The following is a 26,751-nucleotide window of genomic DNA, read 5'->3' on the forward strand; positions in this document are numbered from 1 at the left end:
TGAGTAAAATGTTTATCAACAGCTTGCGTAACAGAGATTTATTGTCTATTGCAGATCTATCTAGAGATGAGTTAAAATCATTAATTGAGCTAAGCTTTAAGCTTAAAGAGCTTTACTATAATGGTGTTAGATATTTAAATGTGTTAAATGGCAAAGTTGTTGCATTGATATTTGAAAAGCATAGCACAAGAACAAGGGTAAGTTTGCAGGTTGCTATACATCAACTTGGTGGCCATTCCCTCTATCTCTCTTCACAGGAGCTTCAACTAGCTAGAGGTGAGCCTGTAAAGGATACTGCAAGAGTTTTGGAAAGATATGTTGACGGTATAGCAGCTAGAGTTTATAGCCACAAATCTCTTATGGAATTAGCAGATTATGCTAAGATTCCTGTTATAAACGCTTTAAGTGATGTTGAACATCCGCTTCAAGCACTAGCAGATGTCATGACCATTTTAGAATTTAAGAAGAATTTAAAGAATGTAAAAATTGTGTTTGTTGGTGATGGTAGAGACAATGTTGCACATAGCTTAATGCTTGCAGTAGCAATGCTTGGAGGAACAATATTTATAGCAACACCACAAGGCTATGAACCTGAGCCAAGACTATACAATTTAGCTAGAGATTATGCAAATGAGTCTGGAGGGTATGTAGCTATAGTTAGAGATCCCATAGAGGCTGTTAGCAATGCTGATGTGATCTATACTGATGTATGGATTAGCATGGGACAAGAAAGTGAGAGAGACAAACGTGTAAAAGATTTAAGACCTTATCAAGTAAATAAACAGCTTGTATCGTATGCAAAAAAAGATTACATATTTATGCATTGTCTTCCTGCACATAGAAACGAGGAGGTTACAGAGGATGTTATAGAGTCTCCAAATTCTGTTGTGTGGCAACAAGCAGAAAATAGATTACATACCTCAAAAGCTGTTTTCGCATCAATTCTAGGGTAAAACACCAATTCTTGATAACAAAACCTCAAATCTGTTTTCTCTACATGTGTAAACACATTCAGAAAAACACTCATTATCTCTATAACCATTATGGTTATGGCACTGAGCGTTGCATTCATGTTCACAAAGCAAAACATTAGGCTCTAAAATAATGAAGTTTCCTGCTTTATTAATGCGAAAGAGATGAGCTAGATTAGCATTTCTCAGATAATCCCATATTTTATTGCCGTAATCAATTGAAGTTATTACGAAACCATATTGCCTAATCATTTTTTCAATAGATCTAATTAACTCAGATTCACTCATTTAAGCTCAGCCTCAACATACTTTAAAATATTCTTAATTAAATGCACAGCCTCTCTATCTCCAGAAACATATCTTAGTCTACCTCTAATGTATTTAACCTTTAGCAAGTCTAGGCCATCGCTATTCTTTACATTGATATACCCCTTCACATGTTTTCGCCAGTTTATTGTTAACTCAATTAATACAACAAACAAATTATCTTCTACATCAATATGAACACACCTGCTTTCACCCCTTGAATATACTCCTTTGCAACTCCAAGAACTAGAAATCTTTATTGGTAGCACTTCCCCATTCTCGTTAACAATAAAAGCTTTTGCAATTCTTCGATGCTTACCACTATTGCTTCTAGTATTCTCAATTCTAAACGATATTCTACTCAACTTTTAAAACACCTCCAAGCATTTTCCATTTATTCACATTCTCAGCAAATATACATATAATGTCTTTCCCCATACCCATAGAACTTATGTCTATTCTTGTAACACCACTTATCTCTACAAGCTTTACATTTTCATAGGCACTGCTATCAATACAAGCTCCTTCATAATTATATAAATCAATTTTCACAACTTGTTTAGATGTTGAAAAACATATTCTTGCATACATCTGATTAAGCACCAAATCATAGTCTTGTAACTTAAAGCCTCACCTTTTATGGCAAGAATAAATATTTATAAAATTTTCTTCTTTTGCTTTCAATAGTTAAGGATGTTTGTTTTGCAATTTCAAACATAAACAAATTTGTTGGGGATAAACGTAAACTTTATCAGACAACTCTATTCATAATATCTTGTGTGAAAACTCTATGTCATCTGCTATTAAAAAGTTTGAGGTTATAGATGTTCCAATTCCACATGGTGCTAATGTTATTGTGGGGCAAAGCCATTTTATAAAAACTGTAGAGGATTTATATGAAGCTTTGGTAACTTCTGTACCCAATATAAAATTTGGGATAGCTTTTAATGAGGCTAGTGGAAAAAGGCTTGTAAGATATGATGGAAATGATGAGGAGCTTGTTAAACTTGCTATTGATGTTGCTTTAAAAATTGGTGCAGGTCATGTATTTGTTTTGTATATAAGAAATGCTTGGCCCATTAATGTGTTGAATGCTTTGAAGAATGTTCAAGAGGTTGTCAAAATATATGCTGCTACTGCAAACCCATTGCAGATAATAGTAGTGGAAACAAATCAGGGAAGAGGAGTTATTGGTGTAGTTGATGGCTATACACCACTAGGTGTTGAAGACACTAATGAAAAACGTGAAAGATATGAGTTTCTTAGAAAAATAGGTTACAAGAAATGAGTACACAAAGCACAGTAATTATTGAGAAGTATTGTTTCCAACCACTTGAAACATCAATGTTTATTTTACATGTTCTAAAAAAATGTGGTGAGTCAACGGAGCAGGTAGAAGAGGATACTGCTAATAAGTTTATAGAAAATGATGATTTATTTCATTCTTGGATTCTTTCAATTCTTGAAAAAGATTTTCGTGGAGGCGTTATAAAGGCATCGATAAATTATCATGGCAAGAATTACTCAACTCTATTTTTTAAGGAACCAGAAATAGATTCTAATTACTTGATTATACCAATACCATATATGGCAAGGTTAATGAAAATTATAGTATTACAGAATTTAGATAGTGGAGAGGTAACAGTTAAGGAAACTATAAGTCAAGACTCTACAAATATTCTCGAGTTTTCTAATGACAGCATTTATGTGTTTTTCAATCCAATAAAAATACATAATAGCTTAAGTAATTTCATTATAGTTACTGATACAGGTGTAGAGAGGATTTCAGTAAACAATTTGATTAAGCTACCTTTAGAGAAAAAGAAATCAGTTTCCAAAAAGAAAAAGAAAAGAAAGTCCAGAAAGAGAAAAACTAAAAAGAAAAAGAAGAAACAATAATAGCTACTACTTCCTGCTTGAAACAATTATATTGTAGAGAACTTCTCTCAAAGTTTTTGATAAAGAGTAGCATCCATATCCTTGTTCAAGCAAACCTTTTTCCACAAGTTTTCTTATCACAAATTTTGGATCACTAACTTTGTACATGAATCTCAATTCTCTTAAAGCTATTAATGAACCAACTGAAATATTTTGTATAAAGTATTCTAAAACCTTTACCTCATCAGAAGAAAGTGACAATATTTTTTTCTTCAAATCATCATCTTTGATATATTGCAAAAGATTTGACAAAATCTTGCTCTCCATGTTGCTAACCAGTTTTAACAACTTCTATTTATCATTGTTTTAAGCATTATAAACTATTTTTACAATTAACAAACACATAGCACATATTTTTATAGGGGGTACAATAAAAATTAAGTAACTCGCTAAACAGTTTAAATAGGGTTTTTAAGGGTCCTCAATTAATTATTGATAGAAAAGTTTATAAATAGATTTGATATGTAGCTCTTGGTGAGTCGAAATGAGTGCAGCAATGAGAACAGTGCTAGTATATGGTAAGCATGTAGTAGGAAATTTGTATAATTGCAATCCAGAGAAGCTAGGGAATATGCTATACCTTATAAATCTAGTGAGAAATGCTGCAAAAGTTGGAAACATGACTCTTCTTGACATCAAGTCCTGGAAAATAGGAAATGGTGTTAGTATTGTGGGAATAGTGTTAGAGAGTCATATATCCATACATACATGGCCTGAACACAATTTTGCAACAGTTGATGTGTATAGCTGTGGTTCTCATACAAATCCTGAAAAAGCATTTGACTACATAGCTTCATCATTAGAAGCGCAAAGAATTGAAAAGAGAGTTATTGATAGAAGCTATGAGATTTAAATTCTCTTACATTTATCTATTCTTTCAAAGCAATATGTTTAAACCAAAAATTCTTATTATGTTGATTAGTGGGCCCGCGGGGATTTGAACCCCGGACCTCCGCCTCGTCAGGGCGGCGTCCTACCAGACTAGACGACGGGCCCCAGTACTAACTCTGATTTTATGTGAGCATTATAAGCTTTAATTCAAAACAATTTCTTAAAAAAAAAAAGAATTTAGTTTAGTGGAGCCGGGGCCGGGATTCGAACCCGGGAATTATCGGGTCTCGACAGGCGGTTTCTTAGCCGGAAAGCCCGCTGCAGCCCGACGCCTTAGACCTCTCGGCCACCCCGGCTCTGAAAAGCACATAATATATTTTTGCCTTTAGGAGTAATAAGGTTATCGCTATTTTAAAAATTGAAGTTAGAATGCCGCCGGGGGGATTTGAACCCCCGACCTCCCGGTCTTCAGCTTCGCCGAACACCTGTGCCAAAGTTTCCTGGCACAGGTGTTCACGGGCGCTCTCCCAGCTGAGCTACGGCGGCTATTTTTCATTTTCTATTTTTGTTCCCAGGTTTTTAATTTTTGTTGCAGTTGTGTTTCTATTCTATGAAGTCTTGTGTTTGTATTTTCATTGGTATGTAGGTGTCCATTAGAAAGTGAAGTCCTTTTCCAGTTAATGCCTCTATTTCTAGTTTGCTTTGTTTTTGTAGAAATATGTTTATTTCTTTACTCCATTTCTCTGTTTTGAACCATTCGTAATTTAACAGTTCTTGAGCTCTTTTGATATCTGTTTTCTTAGCTTTTATTATAAAGTTTCTTCTTTCCGATTCTGATAAGTATGGCTTTTTGTTTTTATCTCCAAATATGTCTGTCATGCTTACTCCTAAGAATTTTGCTTTTGGCGTTGCTAGTCTTTCGCTTTCATATGATAGTGTTATTGAGCCAATTTTGAAAACACTGTATATGTACCATCCATATGGATCAGCATCTGTTAATATATATACCGGCAGCTTTAGCTCCTCATTCAATCTTCTTACAAATCTTCTTGTTGCTCTATCTGGTTGCCCAGCGCTTGTCACAAGTATTGCTCTATATTTTTTCCAGAACCCAGCTCTATGCAGTTGCTGAAAAACAGCGTCCTTCTCAACAACAAGCACAAACTCTGCATTAACATCGATAAACTCTATTAGATCTGGTGTTGGCTCTATAGCATATGCTCCATGACCCATCTTACTCAAGTCAATAACATCATCACCTGATCTAATCCTCATATCCCCAACAACTTTCCCTTTCTCCTTGCTCAAAATAAGCATTTCCTCTCTAAGCAAATTCACCAAAACCTCTATATCCCTCAAAACAGAATCACTTTCTTTTTGCTCATCCCACGTATTCTCCTCCTCGACCCTGCCCTTATGATCTCTATATCTAATGCTATGCTTACCCCTATAAAACAAATCTCTTATTGTTGGATACTCATTATTTATAAGAGCATCGTATATTATCTTAGCCATTAGAAGTGTTTGCATAAACTTTCTAGCTTCTTTAACATCCAAAAAGCTTCTCTCAAATGTTGCTGGACCTAAGAGAAGCAACCCCTTTTCCTTATCATATATAGTGTTTGACAGTGTTCTCTTCGGTATTACAAGCCTTGGTTCCTCGCAATTCAAAACAGCTTTGACAACTTTCTCAAAAACTTCATTAAACTTTTCAGCAGCTTTTATCCTAGCCCTGATATCCACAGAAGATATGAATTTTTTGGTTTGCTCCATAGCCATGTATTTCACCACATCATTCAACTGATAAAACAACGTCTCTTGGCGATGAAATATTCTTTAAGCTATCTCTAAACCTGTTCTTGACTAATTCAAAAAGCTTTGACTCCAAAGTCTCCACATTAACTGGTTCAGGATTGCTTTTTGCAAATACCACTAAGGCGCTAGCAATTTCTGGAATGTATTTAATCAATGTTATTGCTTTTCTAGCTGCCTCCTCCTCTTTTTGTTTCCTAGCTAAATAAAGCTTTAGAGATCTTGCAACATGTCTAACACCCTCCTCAATCTCATTCTCCAATATGGGAACCTCAGCAATACTTTCTTTACCAACACCCTTATACGGTATTTTAGTGCCGCAAACATGAACAAGAATAGCTATTGGTGCTGGAAAAACTATGTCGTAATAACCCCAGTCAATATTTTCTGATACCACTTTCCAAGCAACATCACTTTTCTCATCATACAGAAGCGGTATCTTGTTTGCAAATCTCAATAGCAAAGGTTCTTCAACAGGCTCTATAGCACCTCCATAAGCAATGCCAACCTCAACTATCATGGAGTGTCCCTCGTAAACAATAGGCTTTCTTGTAATAGCATCAACAAATTCTGGTTTTAGAATTGAACTCAACCCAATTTTTATAAGATCTGATCCTATTGGCGAAAGATGGTCAGATCTAGGCTTTCTAAATTCGTTAAACTCCTTTAATGCTCTAACAAGCTTTTCTAAATCATCTTTTGATAACGTCTTGGGATTTGCATTTGGATCAAAATTATTTTTAGTAATAAATCTTTCAGCCAAAACCCTGCCAACACCTTGAAACTCTTCCGAGAGAAAGTCTAGAAGTGTTTGTGTCTTTGTTTCACTAATCATTGCTTTTAGCATCTCAAGATCTATTCCATGTGGATGTGGCTTTGTTTCCCTTGGTGGTGGTGGTAGTTTATCGACAACTCTTTGATAAATCTTTATCTCTCCATCGGGAGTTCTAAAAACTATATTTGCATAGGGAGTGACTATAGCTGTTCTCTTAACATACTCCAAAACTTTTTGTCTAGCCTTGCCCCAATCACCCTCAATAGCAACTTTTACAATAGTTCCATGCCAACTGGTTTTATTTGGCCACCAGCTCTTCTCAAGCACAATAGGCTTGTTCTCCTTAATATCTATCATTATTTTGTATTTGTAAATCTTTTTCGAGTTTATCGTTGCAGACACTATTTCTGCAGGTTCTCCAACAGTTATTTGACCATATAAAATAACCATTTTTGCTCCAAGACCGAAAAGCCCTCTTGTTTGCCTCAAGACATATTTTGAGCTGAAAAGAACTCTTCCAAAAGCATCTGGAACATAGTTTTCTGGAACACCAATTCCATTGTCTTTAACAGTTATCCTATAGACATAGGTTTTGTTAGGATCTCTATCTATTGATATTGAGATTTCTGGTAAAATCCCATGAGAATCTGTTGCATCTAAAGCATTTTCAACAAGTTCTCTAACAGATTGATACAATGCTCTTGCGGGATTTGCAAAACCAGCTATCTCCTTATTTCGATAGAAAAACTCTGCAGGGCTTATGCTTCTAAACTTCTCTGCTGTACTCATTACCATCTTGCGCCTCTAATACACACCCTAATACTCTAAATTCTAATGGAAGAAAATATAAGCAATAATATTAAAGATATGTAGAAGAAGAATTGAACACTACTTTAGAAAAATAGCTGCATAAGCTATTATAGGTAACACCAGTGTTGCATCTGCATAAACAACAACATTCTTTGCTTTTTCCTTCAGCTTACCCCATGTAATAGCTTCTTTGGGTCTTGCACCACTCAATGACCCATCCCATTCAGTAGCTGTGGTTATGTATATTGCGTAATCTAAACCTCCATGAAATTGAGCCCACCACAATGTGTGATGCTTGCTTATTCCACCACCAATTATTAAAGCTCCAATGCAATTTGCATGAAAAACAATATCTGCAAGTTCTTTCTCATCCTTAAACACATCAATGTTAAACTTATTGAATTGTGAAAAGGTTAGAAGAGCTGTTCCAAAAGCACCGTCAAGAAACCCTGGAACATATATTGGTGTATTTGAAAGTGCGGCATTTCTAAGAATTGACTTTTCGTCATATATTCTTTTTCCAATTTCATAAAGAATTTCTCTTACACCAAATGCTTTCAAACCATATTGAGACACTATTTCATGTAAGAATTTGTGAACAACCTTTTCTATAAGTGGCCCATAGCTATCAACAGGTATAAACACATTTCCAAGTCTGTGCATACCCTTCTTATACAACTCCACATCATCTGCATCAAAAAAGCCCTTTAAATATTTGCCACCAAAACTTTTCGCAATATCATGATCTACAGCACCACAGGTTGTTATTACAACATTGAATATCTTCTCTTTAATGAGCTGAGCTATAATGCTTCTTGCACCTGTAGCCACAATGTTTCCTGTAAACGAAATTATTCTAATATCGCATTTGTCTCTAACTTCCTTAACAATGTTTATAGCATCAAATAGATGTGAAGCCATAAAACCATGTATTTTTCCATATATACTAATTAGATCCTCTACCTTCATATCTTTTAACAGAAAAGGTTCTTCAACTTCATGCAACTCCATGTTCTATTACCTCAACAAGTTGTTTCAAATCCACTTCTACTTGGCTCCACTTCCTCAAGTTTCTAACAACAACACTTTTCTTCTCAAACTCTCTTTTTCCAATTATAGCAACATAGTCAAACCCCATTTTAGATGCGTATTCAAGCCACCTACTCATCCTACTTGGTGAGGACACTTCAAGCTGGGTTACAATACCTTTACCTCTCAATTCCTTTAGCAAAGCCCTTACAAAACCACTTTCTATAATTGATTCATCCAACAATAAAAAGAGAACAGAACGCCTATGCAACATAGTTTTCAAGTCTATGCCAAGATTTTGTAAAGCTAGCAATGTTCTTTCAACACCTATTGCAAAACCTGTTGAGGATAGCTCCTCACCTCCATAAACTACTGTAAGATTATTGTATCTTCCACCTCCAGCAATGCTAATGGCCATTCCAGGTACTTGCACTTCAAATATGATATTTGTGTAGTATGCTATTCCCCTGGCAAACCCAGGGTCAACAACAACATTAACACCAATGCTCTTTAGAAAATCAACGTATTTTGTTAACAACGTTACATCATTTTCTAACTCTTTGTAAATACCCATTTCAATAAGCTTTGAAATTATGCTGTTCATTCCAAGCCCTTCTCTATGTGCAGTAGCCAAGAACATTACTAGCTCACTATACTTTGCAAAGCCTTTTAAATCAAACAAACTTGCAGCTTCTCTAAACATGCCCTTATCAAGTAAGTGCAACATTCTTTCCGTTTCTTCATCACTAAAATTAGCTAGTTTAGCAATTTTCTTAAACAATGCAACATTGTTTACCTTGTAAATTCTTTTGCTTAAACCTATTCTACTGTAAAACTCTTCTAGAAGCTCTATCAACTCAATGTCATAGTAAATATCATCTCCTCCAAGAATCTCCACACCGGCCTGGGTAAATTCTCTGTATCTACCATACTGAGGTTCATCATATCTAAACACATTTGCTATGTAAAACAATCTTATTGGCTTTGGCCAAGACCTTAGCTCTTTTAGATAAACCCTTACAACACTTGGCGTAACCTCTGGTCTTAAAGCAACTTCACGATCTCCCTTATCTTTAAAAACATACATAGAATTTCTTATTTCCTCACCAGACTTTAGTGCAAACAACTTAAAGTTTTCTACTGTAGGTGTTTTAACTTCTTTATAGCCAAATGATTTAGCAACTTCTTTAAAGTTGTCACAAATCCATGTGATTGCCTCGCTTTCAGGTGGTGTATAATCTTTGAAGCCTCTTATAGGCTCTAACAAATCCCTCAAATGAATTCACCACTTCTTTCAATTTTTGGAAAACTCATTTTTGAAACCTCGTAATACGTTACATCACCATACATATCAACAACAGCTATAACTAGTTTATATCCCTGCTTAATAGCTCTATCAACAGTGTTATAAAGATTCTCAACATTTATTACAGCATCTTCATCGAGAACAAGTATTCTTGTTTTTTCATCAACAAGTACAAGCTCATTCTTAGAAACACCCATTGAAACCTTTTTGCCTCTTTTCAGCAAATCCATTAATACAAGAAATATTGATGTGTTTACACTGCTTTGAATTCTTTTAATAAACTCATCAAAACCAATCTTCACATTATTTTCATTTACCACATCAGCCACATTATTATATATCAAATAAAACGCTAATGCTGGGTCAATTTGCTTACCAGCTTCGGGTTCTTCTACAACAATTCTACCATCAGCTAATATCTTTAGTATAGTCTTTTTCTTGGAACCCATTGAAGATGCTGACACCTAGTCTAGATAAGTTTAATACTAAGTAGCATAGTTACTTTAATAAAAAGGTTTTTGTTTCATTATTTGAGGTGTTTTAAATGTATCCAATAAAGGTTAAGGCTATTGAGTGGACTGGAAAGGGTGTTAAGTGGCTTAACACTAATCTTTTACCTCATCAGGAGGTTTACGAGGAGAGTAGTGATTATGAACGTGTTGCGAAAGCTATAGAATCTATGGAGATTAGAGGTGCTCCAGCAATTGGTGTGGCAGCAGCATTTGCGGTAGCAGCTGCAGTTGTTAATGCTGATATAAATGATGTTTCTAAACTAAGATTGCTTGCTGTAAAGGCTATTGAAAGACTTAGCAGAACAAGGCCAACAGCCTACAACCTTTTCTGGGCCTTGGAGAGAATGAGAAAAGTTGTGATGAAAGAGTATAGCAATGGAGATGAGTTGAGAAAAGCTATTGTCAATGAGGCTTTAAAGATTTACAATGAAGATATTGAAACAAATATAAAAATTGGTGAAATTGGTGAAAAGCTTATAGAAGATGGAGACACTATTCTAACACATTGCAATGCAGGTGCATTAGCTACAGCAGCTTTTGGAACAGCACTTGCAGTAATTAGAGTTGCGTGGTACAAGGGAAAAAGAATTAGTGTTATAGCTACAGAGACAAGACCTGTTTTGCAAGGTGCTAGACTAACGGTTTGGGAATTGAGAAAAGAGGGCATACCTGTAACCCTAATAACAGATAACATGGTTGGATATGTTATGTATAGAAAACTTGTTAACAAGGTTATTGTTGGTGCAGATAGAATTTTGGGAGATGGCCATGTGATAAACAAAATAGGTACATACACTATCGCAATAGCTGCAAAAAGACATGGAATACCATTCTATGTGGCTGCACCAACATCTACATTTGATTTAAGATCTAGAATAGATGAGGTGAAGATAGAGGAAAGAAATCCTGATGAAGTTAGAAAGGTTCTAAATAGAGCACTTATAACGATAGAGGATGTTAATGTGCTGAACCCGGCATTCGATATAACACCACCAGATTTGGTTACAGGTATTATAACTGAAAAAGGTATTGTTACAGAACCTTATACAGAGAACATAAAGAAGCTGTTTTCCCTTTAAACTTCATTTAGATAGTACAGATTTCTTCAGCTTACTACCCCATCTACTTTTTCTTAATCGCGCTAATAATTTTTATTGCGTCATCAATTTTCTCTTCAACTACAGTACCAGTAACTATTATATCTGCACCAGCATTTACGATTTCCAATGCCTTGCTATAATCTCTAATGCCTCCACCAACAATTAGTATTGTATCATCAATAGCTTTCTTAACTTTTTCAACAAAATATGGTGGTACAGGTTGTGGTGCACCAGACCCTGCTTCTAGATAAACAAATTTCATGCCTAAAAACTTTGCTGCTAAAGCATATGCTACACCTATTCCAGGTTTGTCGTAGGGTAAAGGCCTTGCTTTTCCAATTACACTTACAGATGTATTTGCATTGCCAACAACTATATAGCCTGTAGGCAAAACCTCTAAACCAATTCTTTTTATAAGAGGTGCTGCAGTAACATGGGCTCCAACTATGTAGTATGGATCGTCAGAATTAAGCAACGATATGAATAGTATTGCATCAGCATTTCTAGCAAGACCCATTGGATTTCCTGGAAAGAGTATTGATGGAACATTGAATTCCTCAACAAGCTTCACAATTCTTTCAACATCATCAACATAAACTTGGAGACTACCACCAACAAGTATAGCATCTGTACCAGCATCAACAACTTTTCTTAAGGCATTTGAGAACTCCTTCAAATTTTCTATTTTCTCAGGATCTACTAAGGTAAAGTGAAGTTTTAGCCCCTTATCAACACCACTTCTTATCATCTCATATACTTTGCCTCTAAACCTCAAAACACTTCACCATCCACATTAATACTTAACACTTTCATGATTATACTACTTTCTCAATACACTACTTAAATGTTTTCGTAACGTTTTTGAGAATCCCTGCAACGCTATCTCCAACACAATATCTTTTATTGTGCTAAGATCCAGCTCTAATTTAGTTATCTTCTGCTCTTTATAGGCTATGTAAAAACCTATCACATGATAACATGGATACCCTCTTTTACCTTGAATAAAGTGAATCACGAAATCTGTACAAGTGCAAAGCCTGCAAGGAGAAACTACATAGTCTTTGTTAAAACCTTTGAAAACATTTATGGTTACACCAGAGTTTTTATCTACTAGCAAAACAAATCTTCTATTTCTCAACGCCTCTAACAATTTGTCATAATTTTTAAATCTATTCACATTATCTTCAATACATAGATCATTTACATTACTTCACCAATTCTTCAACATCATACTATAAAACTTATAAACAGTGCTATAAATACAGATGGTAGAATAGGAAAGAGGTCTAAATAATGTCATCAAGAAGAAGAAGAGCAGGACCTGGCTTAGCAAGTTATGTAGGGTTAATAAGATTCTATGAGGAAGTCGAAGAACAGATTAAGCTAAATCCATACCTTATACTATTTATCGCAATAGCAACTTCAATACTTGCAATAGCTCTCACAAAACTTTTCCCACCACCAGTATAAAACACTGCTAAATCGCTTTAACAAGACAACAAAAGAATAATAACCATTTAAAACTAAATTCCATTAGGTCCCTGGCCCACAAGCTGCTACGGAGCAAATCCGAGGAAACACCATCCTCCGCACAGCACCAGAGCCCCGCAAGGGGCTAGGGTAACACCCTAGGCTCTGGCACAGAAACGACACAACTGCAAACCAATGAAGATGAAGCGGCGAGGTCCCCTAGGTAACTAGGGGACAGAAAACCCGCAGATGAGGTTTGCAGATGTGGTGAAACGGCCATCCTCTGGGGAGTAAGGAAAAACCCCGATGAATAGCTGTGTGAAGGGGGTGAAACCGCTATAGCCAAATGCAGCTAAAAACAAAAGATGGGTTATTGTGGGCCAGGGACCATTCTTCTACACATTGTTCATAGTGGTTTCTCAATTTTTTCCTATACCCCGAAGTAAAATGAGGTTAAATCTAAGCTTACCATGTTTAAATTTTTATGAGCGTTACAAGCTCATGAGAAAACATAGACTAAGCAAACACATAACACTAAATTAAATGACAATATTTAGGACATCAGAATATCATATCTTTAAAAATCTGAGAAGATTGCGTATTAGAAACTGTTACAGACATTAAAACTAAACAACTTCCAAGCATTCTTGGATATAGTATTTTTCAAAGCAGCTATACAAGGTTTCTTAAAAGTAAATTGTGCAGGATTTAACTGATTAGTAATTGATATAGCTTCGCTAATTTATTGAGAGCTTTTCCACAGGAACCAACGGGGTTAGTAATACTAAAACAAGTGTTGATTGCTGATCTGTATTTGTTACTAGCTAGGAGTCAGAGCCCTAGACTTCATATGTATTTTGATGTAAATATCCAAAAACTATAAATCAATGAATTATTTTATATTGTTTGTATAATGATCTTGAAATAGTTTGAATATTACTTTAATACTATTTTTTGCAGTTTATATTTATCTTGAAATATATAATGGTTTATGTTGTGTTTCTGTTTTGAATCAGCCTCTGAGTATGTTTATATGCAGCAAGTGAACCTGTGGGGTCTCTGTTTAAGTGGGTAAAAAGTGTTCTCTACAGGAACTGAAGGGGTTCGATAATATTTGTTGTTTCTGAAACAGCTATTAGCTGGACTAATCTTGGTGTAAACTTCTTTTCTTTTGAATATCTCGCTAAGGGTTTAATCAAGTGTTTTTGTGCATGTAGAGGAGGTAAATACATTTTGCTTTCTACTTGCCTTGGCTTTTCTTTGCAAGTAAGTTTTGGGTTGAAGTCTACATACCCACATTTTTCACATTTGTACCCCTTACCAAATCCTTTTTTACTCATTTTTGAACCACATTGCGGACATGTTGGTGATGTACATATAAATTCTCTTAATGTTTTAAGCACCACCATTTTTTCAACATGAAAGACTGCAAGCTCATTCCATTTCTTCACATGTCCCTGTACCTCAACAAGGTCTCCAACACTTAATTTCTCTGCTATTCTATTTAACTGAGATGGTTTGAAGAATACCAAAACTATTTCACCTGTACCATCAAAAGCTTTTATAATTACTGCCCCTCCTCTTATACGATAAGGCTTAGAACCTATAACAATTTTTGCTTTTCCTGTTCTAAACGGTTTCAAATCACTAACACTTCTTTGCATAGCATGAGCATCTGTTGCCTGGTTGCTTCTAAATATTGTCCAAGCTACTACAGGTTCACATGTTTTTATAATGCTCAATGCTTTTTTCACATCTGATGGGGTTTCTCCTCTAACACCATATAGAACTGGGTCAAAACCTCTTGGAGTTATCAAAACTCTTTTCTCATTATAGTCATAGTTGTTAAATGTTGAATTCTTGGTTATGGAGTCAAAAACTTTTACACTATTCTCATCAACACATCTTTTAGTTCCATAGAATTTCTTTGATCTATAGGTTAAGAGCTCGTATGTGTAATCATCCTCCTTGTAAAACCATGCAATAGCTGCTAAAGCCCCTATAACACCGCGACCACTATACCTTTGAGAAAAGATAATACCTCTCTCTTCAAACTTTTTCTTCAAATAATCATCAAATATAATAACATCTGTTAAAGCTTTTTCATAAATCCATGTTAACTCACTTGAAACATTTGTTGCTATTACAAGTCCAGGCTCAAAATCTGGTGTAACAAGATCAAATTCCTTAGTCATTGAATCTATGTATTTATCAACAATGCTTTCAACAATGAGCAAAACATTTTCAGCATTTTCCAATTGATCGCATTTTGTACAAAACCTTATTGCTATTGCACCATTGCCTCGCGTTTTCCAAGGTATAGAAGGGTTTAATCTAACAAGATTTGGATAGTCAATTAAAAACACGTTACCTATCTTCTTAGGCAATTCGTTTAAAACATATGTGGCTAAATGTGTTGTACAGCCATATTTAAGTAAATCAAAATCGTCTAAACCTAGGTGAACACAACAAATATTGCTATTATAATTCATTGCATCATCGTTTGTGTTTAGCAATGCATTAATTACTTATTGTTTTTTGTGGACACTATTATCATTGTTATTGTTGATCTAACCTTGGGAATTTTTCTAATCTTTGATGAGACAATATCCTTTAGCTTCTCAATGGTATCTGCCTCAATTTTTGCATATAGGTCATAGATTCCATAAACTATAAAAGCTTCTTTCACACCTTCCACATTCTTTATTTCTGCCAATACCTCATCCTCGGCTCCAACATCTGTATTAATCAATATTAACGCTTCTGGCATAGCACAAATCACATTAATATAAAGCTTTCATGTGTTAGGTATATAAATTTTATATGGGTATTAAAAAATTGTTGTTTAGCAAAAAGCTAGTGGAAATAGCCACGTTGTTGCACAGGTGAGATAAACGATAAACATATTTATATATTCGAAACATGAAGATGATCCTAATCTATGCACAGCTGAGAAGCTGATCAGATATGGAATTGCGAAACAAATACATAGGTATAGCGAAATACCAGATTGTTCAATAGTTCTAAATCCTTTGGCAAACAAATATTTGAAGTCTTCTGACAGAATATACATAGAGAAGTGTGGTATTGTAGCAATAGATGTTTCATGGAAAAGAGGCTTGAAGATTCTAAGAAAAATTAGAAAGGGTAATCACAGAATTTTGCCAATATTGATAGCAGCAAACAATATCAACTATGGAAAACCATTCAAACTAAGCACTGCAGAAGCACTAATAGCAGCACTACTTACAACAGGTTTTCATGAAGAGGCAATGAAAATAGCATCGCTATTCAAATGGGGTCAGCAATTCATAGAGTTAAACAAAAATCGCATAGAAAGATACATGTTAGCTCAATCCGATGAAGAGCTAGAGCAAATTCAAAGAGAATTATTCAGCATAAGCATTTCACAAAATATTAAAATAATTGATTTATTACACAAATACGTAGTAGAAACTTAGCAAAATACTAAATTGCAAAGCTAAAAACATTTAATAGCTCAGCTCTTAAAGAATTTGATTGGGGCCCGTCGTCTAGTCTGGTAGGACGCCGCCCTCACAAGGCGGAGGTCCGGGGTTCAAATCCCCGCGGGCCCACCAATCAAAAAGATCAAATTGCATAACCTTTTTGTTGTGACGCACTCTTATATTTTCAGCTATGTAATAAGGTTTGTGAGTGTTTGCTATGGATCCTTGCGAAAGATTACGCAACTATATTGCAAATTTTAAAGAGAGTTTGAAAACACTTAAAGTAGTTGATTCAGAAGCTGAAAAGCTTTTGGATAATGCTGTTAGGTATTACCAAGATTCTCGCTACTATCTTGAGAAAGGTGATTGCATAACAGGTCTTGTAGCAATATCTTATGCAGAGGGTATTTTGGATTCTTTGAGGGAGCTGGGCTTAGTTGAATTTTCTTGGGTTAAAGCGAAGGAGGTGAGGGTTTTGGCTGCAGGCTCTTTTGACATTATTCACCCTGGTCATGTAGAGTTTCTTAGGTGGGCTTCTTCGCTTGGTGACAAGCTATATGTTGTTGTGTCTAGAGATTCTAGCTATAAGAGGCTTAGAGGCTATGAACCAATATTTAGCGATGTTGATAGAGCTTTTGTTGTTAACTCTATTCGATATGTTTACAAAGCCTCTATAGGTTCTGAAGAAGATTTTCTGAAACCTGTTGAGGAGATAAAACCTGATTTAATTGCTCTCGGACCTGATCAAATTGATGTGGAGTTTTTGGAGAAGTTGCTTAGGGAAAGAGGATTAAATGCCAAGGTTGTTAAGCTTAGTAGCAGAGTTTATGGCTACTCCTCGTCAAGCATTAAGGAGAAGGTGTGTAGAGTTTGGTGTAAAAATATTTGATTTTCACATGTTGTATGCTAAAGTAACAGAGTCTAGAAGATTTGGTGTAAGAACTGTGGCATCTCCAATTCCTAGAAACTTTCTTCTTTTCTCAACCTCGTTGGCTAGACTTGCTATAGCGTTTTTCTCTCCATGAACTAGAATTATTCTTGATGGCTTTGGCTGCACATGTCTAAGATAATCAAGTAGCTGATGTCTATCGGAATGTCCTGAAAACCCCTCTATCGAATACACCTGCATTTTAACTCTAAGAATCTCGACTTTGCCTTTTTCATTCACAAATGCTATTTCTCTAGCACCATCTCTTATTCTTCTACCCAGAGTTCCCTCAACTTGATAATTAACAAATATCATGCTATTATTTGGATTGGGGGCCATGAGCTTAAAATACTCTACAGCGGGTCCACCTGTAAGCATTCCAGATGATGCTATTATTATTGCTTGTTGCGGAGACTCAACAATTTCTGTTCTTGGCTCTCTCCCCTCTAACCTAACAAATGTTTCAAAATCAAATGGGTTTTCACCACCTCTAAGTCTTTTTCCAAGGTCTTTTGATAGCAAATCAGGGTATGCAGTATGTATTGCTGTAACCTCATGAACCATACCCTCTATATAAACAGGTATTTTAGGTATTTTCCCCTGTCTCATAGCATCTGCAAGTATCACCATAACTTCTTGTGCTCTTCCAACACTTAGAGTTGGTATTAAAACCTTTCCACCCTTGTTATATGTGTCCAAAACTATTTTCAGCAGCTCATTCTCAGCCTCTTCCCTCCTTGGCTGATCAGTTGCTCCATATGTGCTCTCCATTATTATTGTGTCAACACGTGGAAACTCATAATCTGCTCTATCAAGCAGCCTGGTTTTGCCAAATTTTAAGTCACCAGTGTAAACAATGTTGTGAAAACCGTTGCCTATATGCAAATGGACTATAGCAGAACCAAGTATGTGTCCAGCATTGTAGAGTGTAAGTCTTATGTCAGGAGCTATATCCGTTACAACATTGTATTTTAGAGCTACTGTATGCAGAAGCATCTTCTCAACATCTCTCAAGCTAAAGGGCGGCTCAACACCCTCTCTCTCAGTTACTTCCAAAAAGTCTTTTAGTAAAAGCGTTGTAAGATCTCTTGTGGCCTCGGTCATGTACACTGCTCCATTGAAACCATATTTAAATAGATATGGCACAAGACCTGCGTGATCCAAGTGTGCATGAGTTACTATAACAGCGTCTATATCCTCTGGATCAATTCCTATGAGATCTATTCTTGGAAAGGCATTTGGAGACAAGCCTCTTCCAGGATTCAATCCAAAATCTAGCAAAATCTTGCTTTCAGCAGTTTCAACAAGCACAGCTGATCTACCAACTTCTTGTGCTGCTCCAAGAAATGTTAATCTTACATAGTTACTTCCATTCTTTGCCAGTAGAACATCTCTATGTATAGCCTCTCCCAAAGCCCTTAAAAACTTTAGTCTATAATCGCTTTCAGATAGATAACCACTCATAATCTCCTCATATACTCTCGATCTCATGGGAGGTGATCTAATTATTTTAGGTCTCCAACCAGTGTAAACAAGTATTTGATTAGCCTTCTCCTCCACAAGCTGCGTGTTCCTAGCCTTTATCACAACTTCTCCAAGAACTTCATCAAGCTCAATACTCTCTATTCCAGCCTCAGCTGGTACAACACTCTTTATATACTCTATAACCTCTTTCCCCTGTTTTCTTATTGATGGATCTGTTCTAATAACAATTCTCTTCTTTATTAGCTTAGCAATTTGGGAAACGATATCTCCCTGTTCCAGCAAAAACTGTGGGTTTTTAACATAAACAGCTATTTCAGGTCCTTCAAATTCTAGTCTTGTTAGCTGTGCTGCTGGAGGCATCATCTTGAATATTACTGATCTTATGTATGAAAGATCTATGTTAAAGCTCATGCTTCTTATCTACCGAGAATTTTTTTAATATCATCAACAGTGTATGTGTATTCTCTATAGAAATCCTTTCCAATTACAGCAACATCAACTCCAACACCACCAGTAAAAACATCTCTAGCAATAGCTGTTGCAACAGCTTTAACTGCAAGAACAATGGATTTATCAACATCTAGATCTGGTCTATACTCAGCTTCTATAATTCCTATAGCTGTTGGTGATCCAGATCCAGTTGCTGTAAATCTTTCCTCAGTTACATCACCAAATGGCTCTATAGCAAAGATTTTAGGACCTTCATAGTAGTCGTAGCCTCCTAGAATTAGCTGGACAATGAATGGAAAGTACTTGTACTCATTTAGTATTAATCCTAGTAGAGAGGCCATGCTTTTTAGTGGCATGGGTCTATTATTCAATATGTGGTAGTATGCAGCTTGAGCTCTTATATAATCAGCAAGTGTTTGAGCATCTGCAACAAGTCCTGCAACAGTCATTGCAACTCTATCACTTATTTTAACAATTTTCTTCACATTCTTGTGGGCAACATAGATACCTGATGTAGCCTTTTTATCTGATGCTAAAACAACATGGCTATTGAATGCTATGCCAATTGTTGTTGTACCTTTATACACTTTTTCAATTACTTCCTTTAGCATTTCCTCGTTTTGATATTGAGTTTCTAAACCATGATAATACATGTTCAAAACCCTTTTCTATAGAAAGCTTTTTAGCAAAAACACCTGTAGCAAGTATCTTTTTATTGGAAAGCTTAATAAGTTTCTATGCTCCACAAAAAAGCTGTGGGTGTTTCATCTGTCTGCCTTGCATGAGATAACACTGCCCAAGAGATTTGTTGTTGGTGGCAATGTGCTTGAGAAGGTTTCTGAGTATGTTCTTAGTGTTGTTCAATGCTCAAAAGCATTAATTGTTACAGGATCTAGCGAAACTGCTAGATATGCGAGTATTGTTTATGATGGGCTTAGAGATACTCATGTTGATAGCTGGATTGTTTCAGTCAAGTCTTCTACAATTGGCGAGGTTAATAGAGTTGTTGAGGTAGTTAATGAGGTTGAGGCGGATGTTGTTATTGGTGTAGGTGGTGGAAAGGCTATTGATGTTGCCAAGTATTCTTCGTACATTGCTGCAAAACCCTTTGTCAGTATACCAACAGCTCCTTCGCATGATGGAATAGCATCGCCATTTGCATCAATAAAAGATGTTAACAGGGTTACATCTGTAAAAGCCTCAACACCTGTGCTCGTAGTAGCTGATGTGAATGTTATGGCGAAAGCCCCGAGAAGAAATATCGTGGCTGGTTGTGGCGACTTAATTGGGAAGTTTTCAGCTGTTTTGGATTGGAGACTTGCCCACAAGCTTAGAGGAGAGTACTATGGTGATTATGCAGCTTCCCTATCTCTCTTATCAGCAAAGCACATTGTTAAATATAGTAAAATGTTTAGTGCTAGGCAAATACCATTGGAAGCTGTAAGAGTTTTGGTAGAGGCTTTGATAAGTAGTGGTATTGCAATGGCTATTGCAGGTTCAACAAGACCTGCTAGCGGTTCTGAGCATCTCATTGCACATGCAATAGATGTTGTTGCAAACTTTCCAGCTCTTCATGGTGAAGAGGTTGGAATTGGTAGTATAATAGCTCTTTATCTACATGGAAAAAACTGGAGAAGAATTAAGAAGATGCTTAGTGATATGGGGGCACCAACAAAAATATCTCAAATAAATGTGTCTAGAGAGCAAATGGTTAAAGCACTTACAATAGCTCACACAATAAGACCAGAGAGATACACTATCCTAGGGGAAAAAGGGTTTAGTGAGGAAGCTGCAGAGAAAATAATTGATGCACTGGAGCTTGTATAACACCCAAAATTTGCATGTTGCTGCAAAATGCTTTGCCATATCCAAAAACTGTTTTTGGATTTTTAATAAGTTTTTGTCTACTTCTTCTCAGTTTCTTTCTCAAATTTCTCTATGTACATAACTGTGTTGTATTTTCCTATGAACCTATATATCTCCTCAGCTACAATGGCTTTAACCAGCTGCAAATCCCTGTCGAGGAGAATCTCCTTTGGAACTTCTATTGTTACAGAATTGGTGTTTTGATCTATAGATACTTTGAATCTGTCCAACGGTATTCTCCTATATCTTCTATGAAGCAAATGCCTTATCTTTTCAGAGTCATCTTCAATAATTTTAACTATTTTGTATGTGCATAGAAGGGTTTTTCCTGCAAGTGGATGGTTAAAGTCTATAAGCACTCTACCACCTGTAACAGCTTTCACAACTCCAACTTGCCCATTTAGCTCAACAGTTTTTCCAACTTCTGGAATAATGTTATTTCTTATGAGCTCTCTAACACTAACTATTTTAACTTTTGAAGAGTCTCTCACACCATATGCTTTCTCAGGTGGTATTTCAACTTGCATCTCCTTTTCAGCTTCGCCAAAATTTTCAATATGCTCCTCCAATCCTCTAATAATTCTATTCTCACCAACAATAACTAGAAGAGGCTCGTAAACTCTATCAACTTCATATTTGTTTTCCTTTTTTGCAACATCTTCAATTGTTGTTTCAATTAGTTCTCCAGTGTCCTTAGCTCTTATAACATAGTCTATTAAAATGAAACTGTTTTTGGATATGGCCATGTTGCTTAACACCCTTGCCTTTTAACCATATTTTATTGAAAAGGTAAAAAAGCTGTTATAAAGATATTGGATAGAGGTGTGGTTTTTGCTTGAAACAGAGATTAAGTTAAGAGTAAACAACCTAGATGATGTGGAGAAGAAGCTGTTGTCAATTGGAGCAAAGCTTGTTGATTTTGTTGAGGAAACTGATTACTATATTGATTTAAGGCCATGCATAGACTTGAGATCATTGGACATGGCTTTAAGAGTTAGGGTTTCGAGAAATATTTTAAATGGTTCTGTAAAGTGTGAGCTAACATTTAAGGGTAGTAGAGTATCTAGCTATCCAAAGATTAGAAAAGAAGTTTCTGTGAATATAGACAATGCTGAGAATCTTCTTGAAATATTTAAGGGGCTTGGCTTCAACAAAGTGTATGCTGTTTCAAAAACTAGGAAGGTGTATCAGTTTGAAAACTTTCTTGTTTTTCTTGATAATGTTGCGGAGCTTGGGAGCTTTGTTGAGGTTGAGACTAGAAATGTAACTGGTCAAAGCATTAGTGAATTGGCAAATGCTTTGAGAAGCTTTTTGCTTTATGCTGGTATTGCTGGCGAGGTTGTGGAGAAAACATATCTAGAATTATTATTAGAGAAAAAAGGTTTGGGTTAAAAATATTTTTGTGTTTGCAAATCATTATTTTAATGTTGTTATGCTGCTAATTTTCTGCCAAGCTGTATTGCTGCATATATTGATGTTGCAGCAGCTATTAGTGCTAGCACAAGTGTTATTATGATGTATGTTTGTAGTGTTGATGATGCAGAATCTAATTTGCTTGCAACACTATCAACTTTTGAAGCAACATTGCCAACACTTGATGATACTGCATCCACTTTGCCACTAACACTGTTAACAGCACTTGCAACATTGTCAACCTTCTTAGACACATCTGCCACGCTTGAAGCAACACTATCAACTTTTCCAGATAGTGCATCAACCTTGCTGCTTAAACCAGTTAAACTAGCTATGGCAGAGTCTAGCTTACTACTCAAATCACCTAAGGTCTTCACAGTATTTGCAATAGTATCAGCTTTGCTTGATATAGCATCGATTTTTCCAGATAATGTGTCAATCTTTTCAGGTAGACCAGCTACAGCACTACCAACATCTTTAACAGCAGCTGAAACACTATCAATCTTTGTGTTAATGGTGTTAACAGTTGCTGTTAAAGTATCTACCTTGGATGATACTGCATCTACTTTGCTACTCACCTTGCCCAGGCTATCACTTAAGCCTGCTGCTGAAGTGGTTATTGCATTGGTTAGAGAAGCGTTTACACTTGTTATAAGCTTTGATAAACCGTCTAACGCTGTTGACACCTTGTCTAGTGATGATGCTATTGCGGATAGTGATGCCATTAGCGATGAGTTAACAGCTTTAATACTCTTTGAAACATCTGATATTTGACTACTTAATGTAGCTACTTCCTTGCTGAAGTAGTCTTTGTCAACAAGTTTGCTAACATTGTTAACAACAAATACATAGCCTGGCATTGTTGAGCTTGGTGTACCTTTATCAGGCATTACATAGGCTAGGCTAATAGCATATGCACCAGGTTCTAGCACAGGTATGTAGAGCCCAAGTTTTTCTGTGAATGGACTTGATAACACACCTCTTGAATCAGAACTCCATCTCTGTACCTGTAGATTTAGAGAGTATCCAGCATCGGTACCGTTTATAAGCATTGCAAGTACAGAAGCTCCTGGTGGGAATCCTGTTCCAATAACTCTTACAATACCCTGTCCAACAAGTATTGGCACAACATCCTTGTTTAGATCTAGCAACAACAGCTTTGGCACTACCTGTGGATAAACTGGGTTTGTCTCATTTCCAAGGAATGCTGTTGTGTTGTAGAATGTGTTAACATAGATTGTGCCACTAACACTACCAACAGCAACTAGTGTGTAGCTGCCTTGTGGAACTGTTGGAACAACAAATTCTATTGAAACCACTGACTCATTTGCCTTAACTTTCTTTACAGTGATTCCACCAAAACGTACTTCAACAGTTTCTCCTGGTGATAAACCAGCTAGTGTCACTCTTATGATATCGCCTAGATAGTCACAAGCTGCTGCATATGTAACACACTTGGCACAGTAACTAACTCCAGTTACACCTGCACTTTCTGGGCATGGACACACAACAATTCTCTTGTTATCATATCCTGCACTAACCTTTGGCTCCACCTTTGCTGGTGGTGCAAATGGTGGTGGGTAGACAATTGTCCAATAAGCCTTTGCTCCAATTACAATTGCTAGTGAGTATTCATAGCCCCACTTGTCAACACCCCATATGTAGTGAACACCAAATGTTGCATCACTTGGTATAGTCACTGTGAATGTTGCATTACCATCCTTTCCTAGAGGAACTGTTGTTAGCAATCTTATCTTCTCCCAGTAAACATAAAGTGTGTTGTAACCTGGATAACCCCATGCAGCACCAGGTCCATAGCCATAAGCAGCAATTGTCACGGTGTCACCAGGCTTTATAATACCAGATTTTAGCAACACTAGCAATGGCCTTACAATATAGTAAACATTGCGGAATGTGAATGATGGTCCTTTTGTTGGCTGTCCTGTTACACTCAAGTAGGCTTTCCTTTCTGTTGCATTGTATCTCCATGATATTGACCAGCTAATATCGGCATCACTAAACTTTATAGTTTCTATCGAAACAACATCTTTTGTTACAGACATGTTTGCTGGATACACATAGAACTTCTTAATAGTTGTTCCAGTATCAACATTTGAATATGTAATTGTTAGGTTTGCTGCTGTTACAACAAAGCTCCACTGCTTAAGCTCCAAGTATATGTAATTGGTGTAGTTGTAGAATGTTGCCCAGAATGTGTATTCTCCAGGAGTTGACGGCGCAGTAAGGTTGTAGTCCGTACCTATGAGGTAGGGTGGAGTCTTTATATTAAATGATACATTAGCTGTGTAAGCACCATAATAGTTATTGTATAGGGTTGTTGTAGTATCGGTAAACATTGTTATTGGTGGAGTAACTGTTGTGTTATATAATGTAAATCTTACGACATTGCCTTCGATGTTTGCTGCTAGCATGTATTTCTTGCCAGCATATGTTATATTAACTCTCAGAACCTCTGTTTTTGTATAGGACATTGCAGATGATGCTACAACATACTTAAATGTTCCATTGACAAATGATTTTGCTGTAACAGATGCTCTTGTCCCTAGGGCATTGTATATAGCGCTTTGACTAATCACAACAGTTCCTGTTTTTCCGAGATCAATGGTGGAGCTATTTGATAGTGTCTTTGGTGTTGGAGCCTCATAAACAATTGGTATGTATAGACCAGCACTCATGTTTGTTCTTAGGACTTCCGCAAGATTACTCACATTGAAGAATCCATATTCATTTGTTGTTGTTAATCCACCAGATTTTGTGAATGTGTATCTAACGTTTGTGAAGTTCAGGTTCCACAAATCTATTTTGAGTATTGAAACATTGGGGTCGAAGCCATAACCAGTTATTGTTATGTTTATTAGATCACAGACTCTTGCATCACATCTTCCATTGCCTTCAGTTGGCTTTATAACAACTTGTGGAACTATTGTCAAAGTACCGTTCTTAGCCTTTGAAATACTTGTTTCACCAGCTACACCATAAACAGTGTATGTTCCTCTTGGAAGACCATAACCACCTGTTAACATGGTTAAGTTAGCTCTTGTTGTTGCCGTTCCATCATCTCCAACATATATTGAAGTGTCGTTGTATGTTGTGATAGGTCCTTCAAATACTGTTAGTGATATTGTATCACCTGGTATGTATCCAAGGAATCTTATTGTTACAAGCTGTGATTTGTTAAATGGATCAACATTTGCTGTTTGTGGTGGTGACACAACTACTTTTGGTGCTATAGGCACTTCCTTTACATCGAGAATAGAGGGAGCTTTGATACCAACAAACAGACTGCGCATCATACTAGGATGAATATTTACAGGGCCAGGTAGGGACTCTGGTAATGTTAGGCTTACTGTGTATGTTCCTGGTGATGGTGGTACAAACCATGTTGAAGCCCATACAGTAGTGCATGCAATATCTGCACAGAGATACACATAGACTGTTGTTGCCATGTTAACATCTATTGTTATATTTACTGGCTCTCCTGGGTATGCAACTGGTGGAACTGATCTAATTATTGCAAACTGTGCTTGCACAGGTACTGTTGATAGTATTAGTGGTGCTATGAATAGTATTGCTATGGCTAGTGAAGCTAGTGTTTTTAGATTTGGTTTCATAAATAGGTTCACCCAACTCATGTAAAAGGTTGGCATGGCCTGGTTTTAAAAGGGTTTTGCCTACAGGCTTCCAGCGTATTACTGTGTTTGTATACAGCTGTTTTGCTTTTATCTACAGCATTTTTCCATGAAAACCTTTTTGAATTCTAGAGAGCTAGAATAATTAGAAAGTGGTTGCCCATGCCCATTAGCTGGGTTACTTTTATTGTTTTAGTTGTTTTGGTTTCTATGGGCATGGGCTTCCCCCTCAGCACCCACTCACTGATCGTGGGGTCATCGAAGGCTACATAGACGGGCACCACTGAGCCCGTCTTGTGGAGAGCTAGGTATAGTCTCCCACTTCTGATGGCTGCTTTGCCGTCATTGAAGCGGGTTCACTCATATAGGTAACTCTAGTAGCTAAACTAGCTTAAAAATCTCTACCTATGAGACAGTCCTGGAGATATTTTGGAAGCGTTGCAGGATGACTAGATAAGCTCATGGGATAAACCCTAACAAGTCAAAATCCTTTCATCTTTAGTTTTAGTTGAGTTGCTAAACAAGTTTTTGTGTATGGAAACAAAGTGAAAACTAGCTAAATAATTGAAATTAAACTAAGAAGCGAGAAATTGACTGAAAAATGTGAATGTGAATATAAATAAAAAACTGTT

At 36.4% G+C, this 26,751-nt stretch carries 27 protein-coding genes, 4 tRNA genes and 1 other RNA gene; 12 read left to right on the forward strand and 20 right to left on the reverse strand.

All coding sequences use genetic code 11. From position 1 onward, the window contains the following. Window positions 1-8: 8 nt before the first annotated feature. Entirely contained in the window at window positions 9-953 is a 945-nt protein-coding gene (gene argF / locus QPL79_RS00235) for an ornithine carbamoyltransferase (RefSeq protein ID WP_285273390.1), read from the forward strand. On the opposite strand, the gene QPL79_RS00240 is transcribed toward argF, so the two are convergent. Genes QPL79_RS00240 through QPL79_RS00250 form a run of 3 tightly spaced genes read right to left on the reverse strand, consistent with a single transcriptional unit; the run spans window position 945 to window position 1,868 of the window. Continuing rightward, window positions 945-1,259, reverse strand: coding sequence for a hypothetical protein (locus QPL79_RS00240; RefSeq protein ID WP_285272784.1), 315 nt, complete (start codon window positions 1,257-1,259; stop codon window positions 945-947). The two genes, argF and QPL79_RS00240, sit on opposite strands and share 9 nt — an antisense overlap. After that, complete coding sequence (locus tag QPL79_RS00245; RefSeq protein WP_285272785.1) at window positions 1,256-1,642, reverse strand: hypothetical protein; 387 nt, start codon at window positions 1,640-1,642, stop codon at window positions 1,256-1,258. Before QPL79_RS00245 ends, QPL79_RS00240 begins: the two co-directional genes overlap by 4 nt. Continuing rightward, window positions 1,635-1,868, reverse strand: coding sequence for a hypothetical protein (locus tag QPL79_RS00250; RefSeq protein ID WP_285272786.1), 234 nt, complete (start codon window positions 1,866-1,868; stop codon window positions 1,635-1,637). The genes QPL79_RS00245 and QPL79_RS00250 overlap by 8 nt, the downstream gene beginning before the upstream one ends. A gap of 199 nt (window positions 1,869-2,067) precedes the next feature. Between QPL79_RS00250 and QPL79_RS00255 the strand changes: the two genes are divergently transcribed. Both QPL79_RS00255 and QPL79_RS00260 read left to right on the forward strand, forming a co-directional pair. Beyond that, a complete protein-coding gene (locus tag QPL79_RS00255; RefSeq protein WP_285272787.1) occupies window positions 2,068-2,565 on the forward strand; it encodes an adenosine-specific kinase in 498 nt (165 codons plus the stop codon). Then, window positions 2,562-3,176 (forward strand): hypothetical protein, encoded by a 615-nt coding sequence (locus tag QPL79_RS00260; protein WP_285272788.1) that lies wholly within the window; start codon window positions 2,562-2,564, stop codon window positions 3,174-3,176. Before QPL79_RS00255 ends, QPL79_RS00260 begins: the two co-directional genes overlap by 4 nt. A gap of 6 nt (window positions 3,177-3,182) precedes the next feature. Here the strand turns inward: QPL79_RS00260 and QPL79_RS00265 are convergent, their stop codons facing one another. Further along, window positions 3,183-3,482 (reverse strand): PolB1-binding protein PBP2 family protein, encoded by a 300-nt coding sequence (locus tag QPL79_RS00265; RefSeq protein WP_285272789.1) that lies wholly within the window; start codon window positions 3,480-3,482, stop codon window positions 3,183-3,185. Window positions 3,483-3,699: 217 nt separating this feature from the next. Between QPL79_RS00265 and speD the strand changes: the two genes are divergently transcribed. Beyond that, a complete protein-coding gene (gene speD / locus QPL79_RS00270; protein ID WP_285272790.1) occupies window positions 3,700-4,068 on the forward strand; it encodes an adenosylmethionine decarboxylase in 369 nt (122 codons plus the stop codon). 69 nt (window positions 4,069-4,137) lie between these two features. Here the strand turns inward: speD and QPL79_RS00275 are convergent. The 8 genes from QPL79_RS00275 to QPL79_RS00310 form a co-directional block, all read right to left on the reverse strand. Further along, window positions 4,138-4,211 (reverse strand) — tRNA-Val (locus QPL79_RS00275). 81 nt (window positions 4,212-4,292) lie between these two features. Then, a tRNA-Cys gene (locus tag QPL79_RS00280) sits at window positions 4,293-4,402 on the reverse strand. 74 nt (window positions 4,403-4,476) lie between these two features. Next, window positions 4,477-4,592 (reverse strand) — tRNA-Phe (locus tag QPL79_RS00285). Between the two features lie 57 nt (window positions 4,593-4,649). Continuing rightward, a complete protein-coding gene (locus tag QPL79_RS00290; protein ID WP_285272791.1) occupies window positions 4,650-5,825 on the reverse strand; it encodes a DNA topoisomerase IV subunit A in 1,176 nt (391 codons plus the stop codon). A gap of 13 nt (window positions 5,826-5,838) precedes the next feature. Continuing rightward, complete coding sequence (locus tag QPL79_RS00295) at window positions 5,839-7,422, reverse strand: DNA topoisomerase VI subunit B (RefSeq protein WP_285272792.1); 1,584 nt, start codon at window positions 7,420-7,422, stop codon at window positions 5,839-5,841. A 99-nt stretch (window positions 7,423-7,521) separates the two neighbouring features. Continuing rightward, complete coding sequence (locus QPL79_RS00300) at window positions 7,522-8,454, reverse strand: deoxyhypusine synthase (RefSeq protein WP_285272793.1); 933 nt, start codon at window positions 8,452-8,454, stop codon at window positions 7,522-7,524. Next, window positions 8,441-9,748, reverse strand: coding sequence for a histidine--tRNA ligase (gene hisS / locus QPL79_RS00305; RefSeq protein WP_285272794.1), 1,308 nt, complete (start codon window positions 9,746-9,748; stop codon window positions 8,441-8,443). The genes QPL79_RS00300 and hisS overlap by 14 nt, the downstream gene beginning before the upstream one ends. Further along, on the reverse strand, window positions 9,745-10,227 hold the full coding sequence (locus QPL79_RS00310; RefSeq protein WP_285272795.1) for a hypothetical protein: 483 nt from the start codon (window positions 10,225-10,227) through the stop codon (window positions 9,745-9,747). The genes hisS and QPL79_RS00310 overlap by 4 nt, the downstream gene beginning before the upstream one ends. 95 nt (window positions 10,228-10,322) lie before the next feature. On the opposite strand from QPL79_RS00310, the gene mtnA reads away from it, so the two are divergent. After that, window positions 10,323-11,369: an S-methyl-5-thioribose-1-phosphate isomerase gene (gene mtnA / locus QPL79_RS00315; RefSeq protein WP_285272796.1), complete on the forward strand. Its 1,047-nt coding sequence runs from the start codon at window positions 10,323-10,325 to the stop codon at window positions 11,367-11,369. A gap of 43 nt (window positions 11,370-11,412) precedes the next feature. Here mtnA and QPL79_RS00320 read toward each other — a convergent pair whose 3' ends face one another. Together QPL79_RS00320 and QPL79_RS00325 are read right to left on the reverse strand one after the other, a co-directional pair. Beyond that, window positions 11,413-12,165 carry a phosphoglycerol geranylgeranyltransferase gene (locus QPL79_RS00320; RefSeq protein ID WP_285272797.1) on the reverse strand — a complete coding sequence of 251 codons (753 nt, stop codon included), beginning with the start codon at window positions 12,163-12,165 and terminating at the stop codon, window positions 11,413-11,415. 45 nt (window positions 12,166-12,210) lie between these two features. Continuing rightward, window positions 12,211-12,567, reverse strand: a complete 357-nt coding sequence (locus QPL79_RS00325; RefSeq protein WP_285272798.1) for a hypothetical protein — start codon at window positions 12,565-12,567, stop codon at window positions 12,211-12,213. Between the two features lie 116 nt (window positions 12,568-12,683). Here QPL79_RS00325 and QPL79_RS00330 point away from each other — a divergent pair, with 116 nt between their 5' ends. Together QPL79_RS00330 and rnpB are read left to right on the forward strand one after the other, a co-directional pair. Further along, on the forward strand, window positions 12,684-12,860 hold the full coding sequence (locus QPL79_RS00330; RefSeq protein WP_285272799.1) for a preprotein translocase subunit Sec61beta: 177 nt from the start codon (window positions 12,684-12,686) through the stop codon (window positions 12,858-12,860). A 70-nt stretch (window positions 12,861-12,930) separates the two neighbouring features. After that, window positions 12,931-13,245: RNase P RNA component (gene rnpB, locus QPL79_RS00335), an RNA gene on the forward strand. A gap of 700 nt (window positions 13,246-13,945) precedes the next feature. On the opposite strand, the gene QPL79_RS00340 is transcribed toward rnpB, so the two are convergent. Beyond that, window positions 13,946-15,352, reverse strand: a complete 1,407-nt coding sequence (locus QPL79_RS00340; protein WP_285272800.1) for a tRNA(Ile)(2)-agmatinylcytidine synthase — start codon at window positions 15,350-15,352, stop codon at window positions 13,946-13,948. Window positions 15,353-15,384: 32 nt separating this feature from the next. Next, entirely contained in the window at window positions 15,385-15,630 is a 246-nt protein-coding gene (locus tag QPL79_RS00345; RefSeq protein WP_285272801.1) for an Lrp/AsnC family transcriptional regulator, read from the reverse strand. 139 nt (window positions 15,631-15,769) lie between these two features. Between QPL79_RS00345 and QPL79_RS00350 the strand changes: the two genes are divergently transcribed. The 3 genes from QPL79_RS00350 (at window position 15,770) to QPL79_RS00360 (ending at window position 17,216) form a co-directional block, all read left to right on the forward strand. Beyond that, window positions 15,770-16,321: a DUF367 family protein gene (locus QPL79_RS00350; RefSeq protein WP_285273391.1), complete on the forward strand. Its 552-nt coding sequence runs from the start codon at window positions 15,770-15,772 to the stop codon at window positions 16,319-16,321. Window positions 16,322-16,382: 61 nt separating this feature from the next. Further along, window positions 16,383-16,459, forward strand: a tRNA-Val gene (locus tag QPL79_RS00355). Between the two features lie 85 nt (window positions 16,460-16,544). Continuing rightward, window positions 16,545-17,216 (forward strand): DUF357 domain-containing protein, encoded by a 672-nt coding sequence (locus QPL79_RS00360; protein ID WP_285272802.1) that lies wholly within the window; start codon window positions 16,545-16,547, stop codon window positions 17,214-17,216. Window positions 17,217-17,219: 3 nt separating this feature from the next. On the opposite strand, the gene QPL79_RS00365 is transcribed toward QPL79_RS00360, so the two are convergent. Then, on the reverse strand, window positions 17,220-19,151 hold the full coding sequence (locus QPL79_RS00365; RefSeq protein ID WP_285272803.1) for a beta-CASP ribonuclease aCPSF1: 1,932 nt from the start codon (window positions 19,149-19,151) through the stop codon (window positions 17,220-17,222). Window positions 19,152-19,156: 5 nt separating this feature from the next. Next, window positions 19,157-19,843: an archaeal proteasome endopeptidase complex subunit beta gene (gene psmB, locus QPL79_RS00370; protein WP_285272804.1), complete on the reverse strand. Its 687-nt coding sequence runs from the start codon at window positions 19,841-19,843 to the stop codon at window positions 19,157-19,159. A gap of 124 nt (window positions 19,844-19,967) precedes the next feature. Between psmB and QPL79_RS00375 the strand changes: the two genes are divergently transcribed. Next, the gene (locus QPL79_RS00375; protein ID WP_285272805.1) at window positions 19,968-21,017 is read left to right on the forward strand and encodes an NAD(P)-dependent glycerol-1-phosphate dehydrogenase; all 1,050 of its coding nucleotides are present in this window, start codon (window positions 19,968-19,970) and stop codon (window positions 21,015-21,017) included. Between the two features lie 77 nt (window positions 21,018-21,094). Here QPL79_RS00375 and QPL79_RS00380 read toward each other — a convergent pair whose 3' ends face one another. Next, complete coding sequence (locus QPL79_RS00380; protein ID WP_285272806.1) at window positions 21,095-21,802, reverse strand: FKBP-type peptidyl-prolyl cis-trans isomerase; 708 nt, start codon at window positions 21,800-21,802, stop codon at window positions 21,095-21,097. An 85-nt stretch (window positions 21,803-21,887) separates the two neighbouring features. Between QPL79_RS00380 and cyaB the strand changes: the two genes are divergently transcribed. After that, complete coding sequence (cyaB, locus tag QPL79_RS00385) at window positions 21,888-22,448, forward strand: class IV adenylate cyclase (RefSeq protein WP_285272807.1); 561 nt, start codon at window positions 21,888-21,890, stop codon at window positions 22,446-22,448. A gap of 38 nt (window positions 22,449-22,486) precedes the next feature. On the opposite strand, the gene QPL79_RS00390 is transcribed toward cyaB, so the two are convergent. Continuing rightward, window positions 22,487-26,101, reverse strand: a complete 3,615-nt coding sequence (locus tag QPL79_RS00390) for a methyl-accepting chemotaxis protein (protein WP_285272808.1) — start codon at window positions 26,099-26,101, stop codon at window positions 22,487-22,489. Window positions 26,102-26,751: the final 650 nt, after the last annotated feature.

The organism is Ignisphaera cupida (genome assembly GCF_030186535.1).
GTDB lineage: Archaea > Thermoproteota > Thermoprotei_A > Sulfolobales > Ignisphaeraceae > Ignisphaera > Ignisphaera cupida.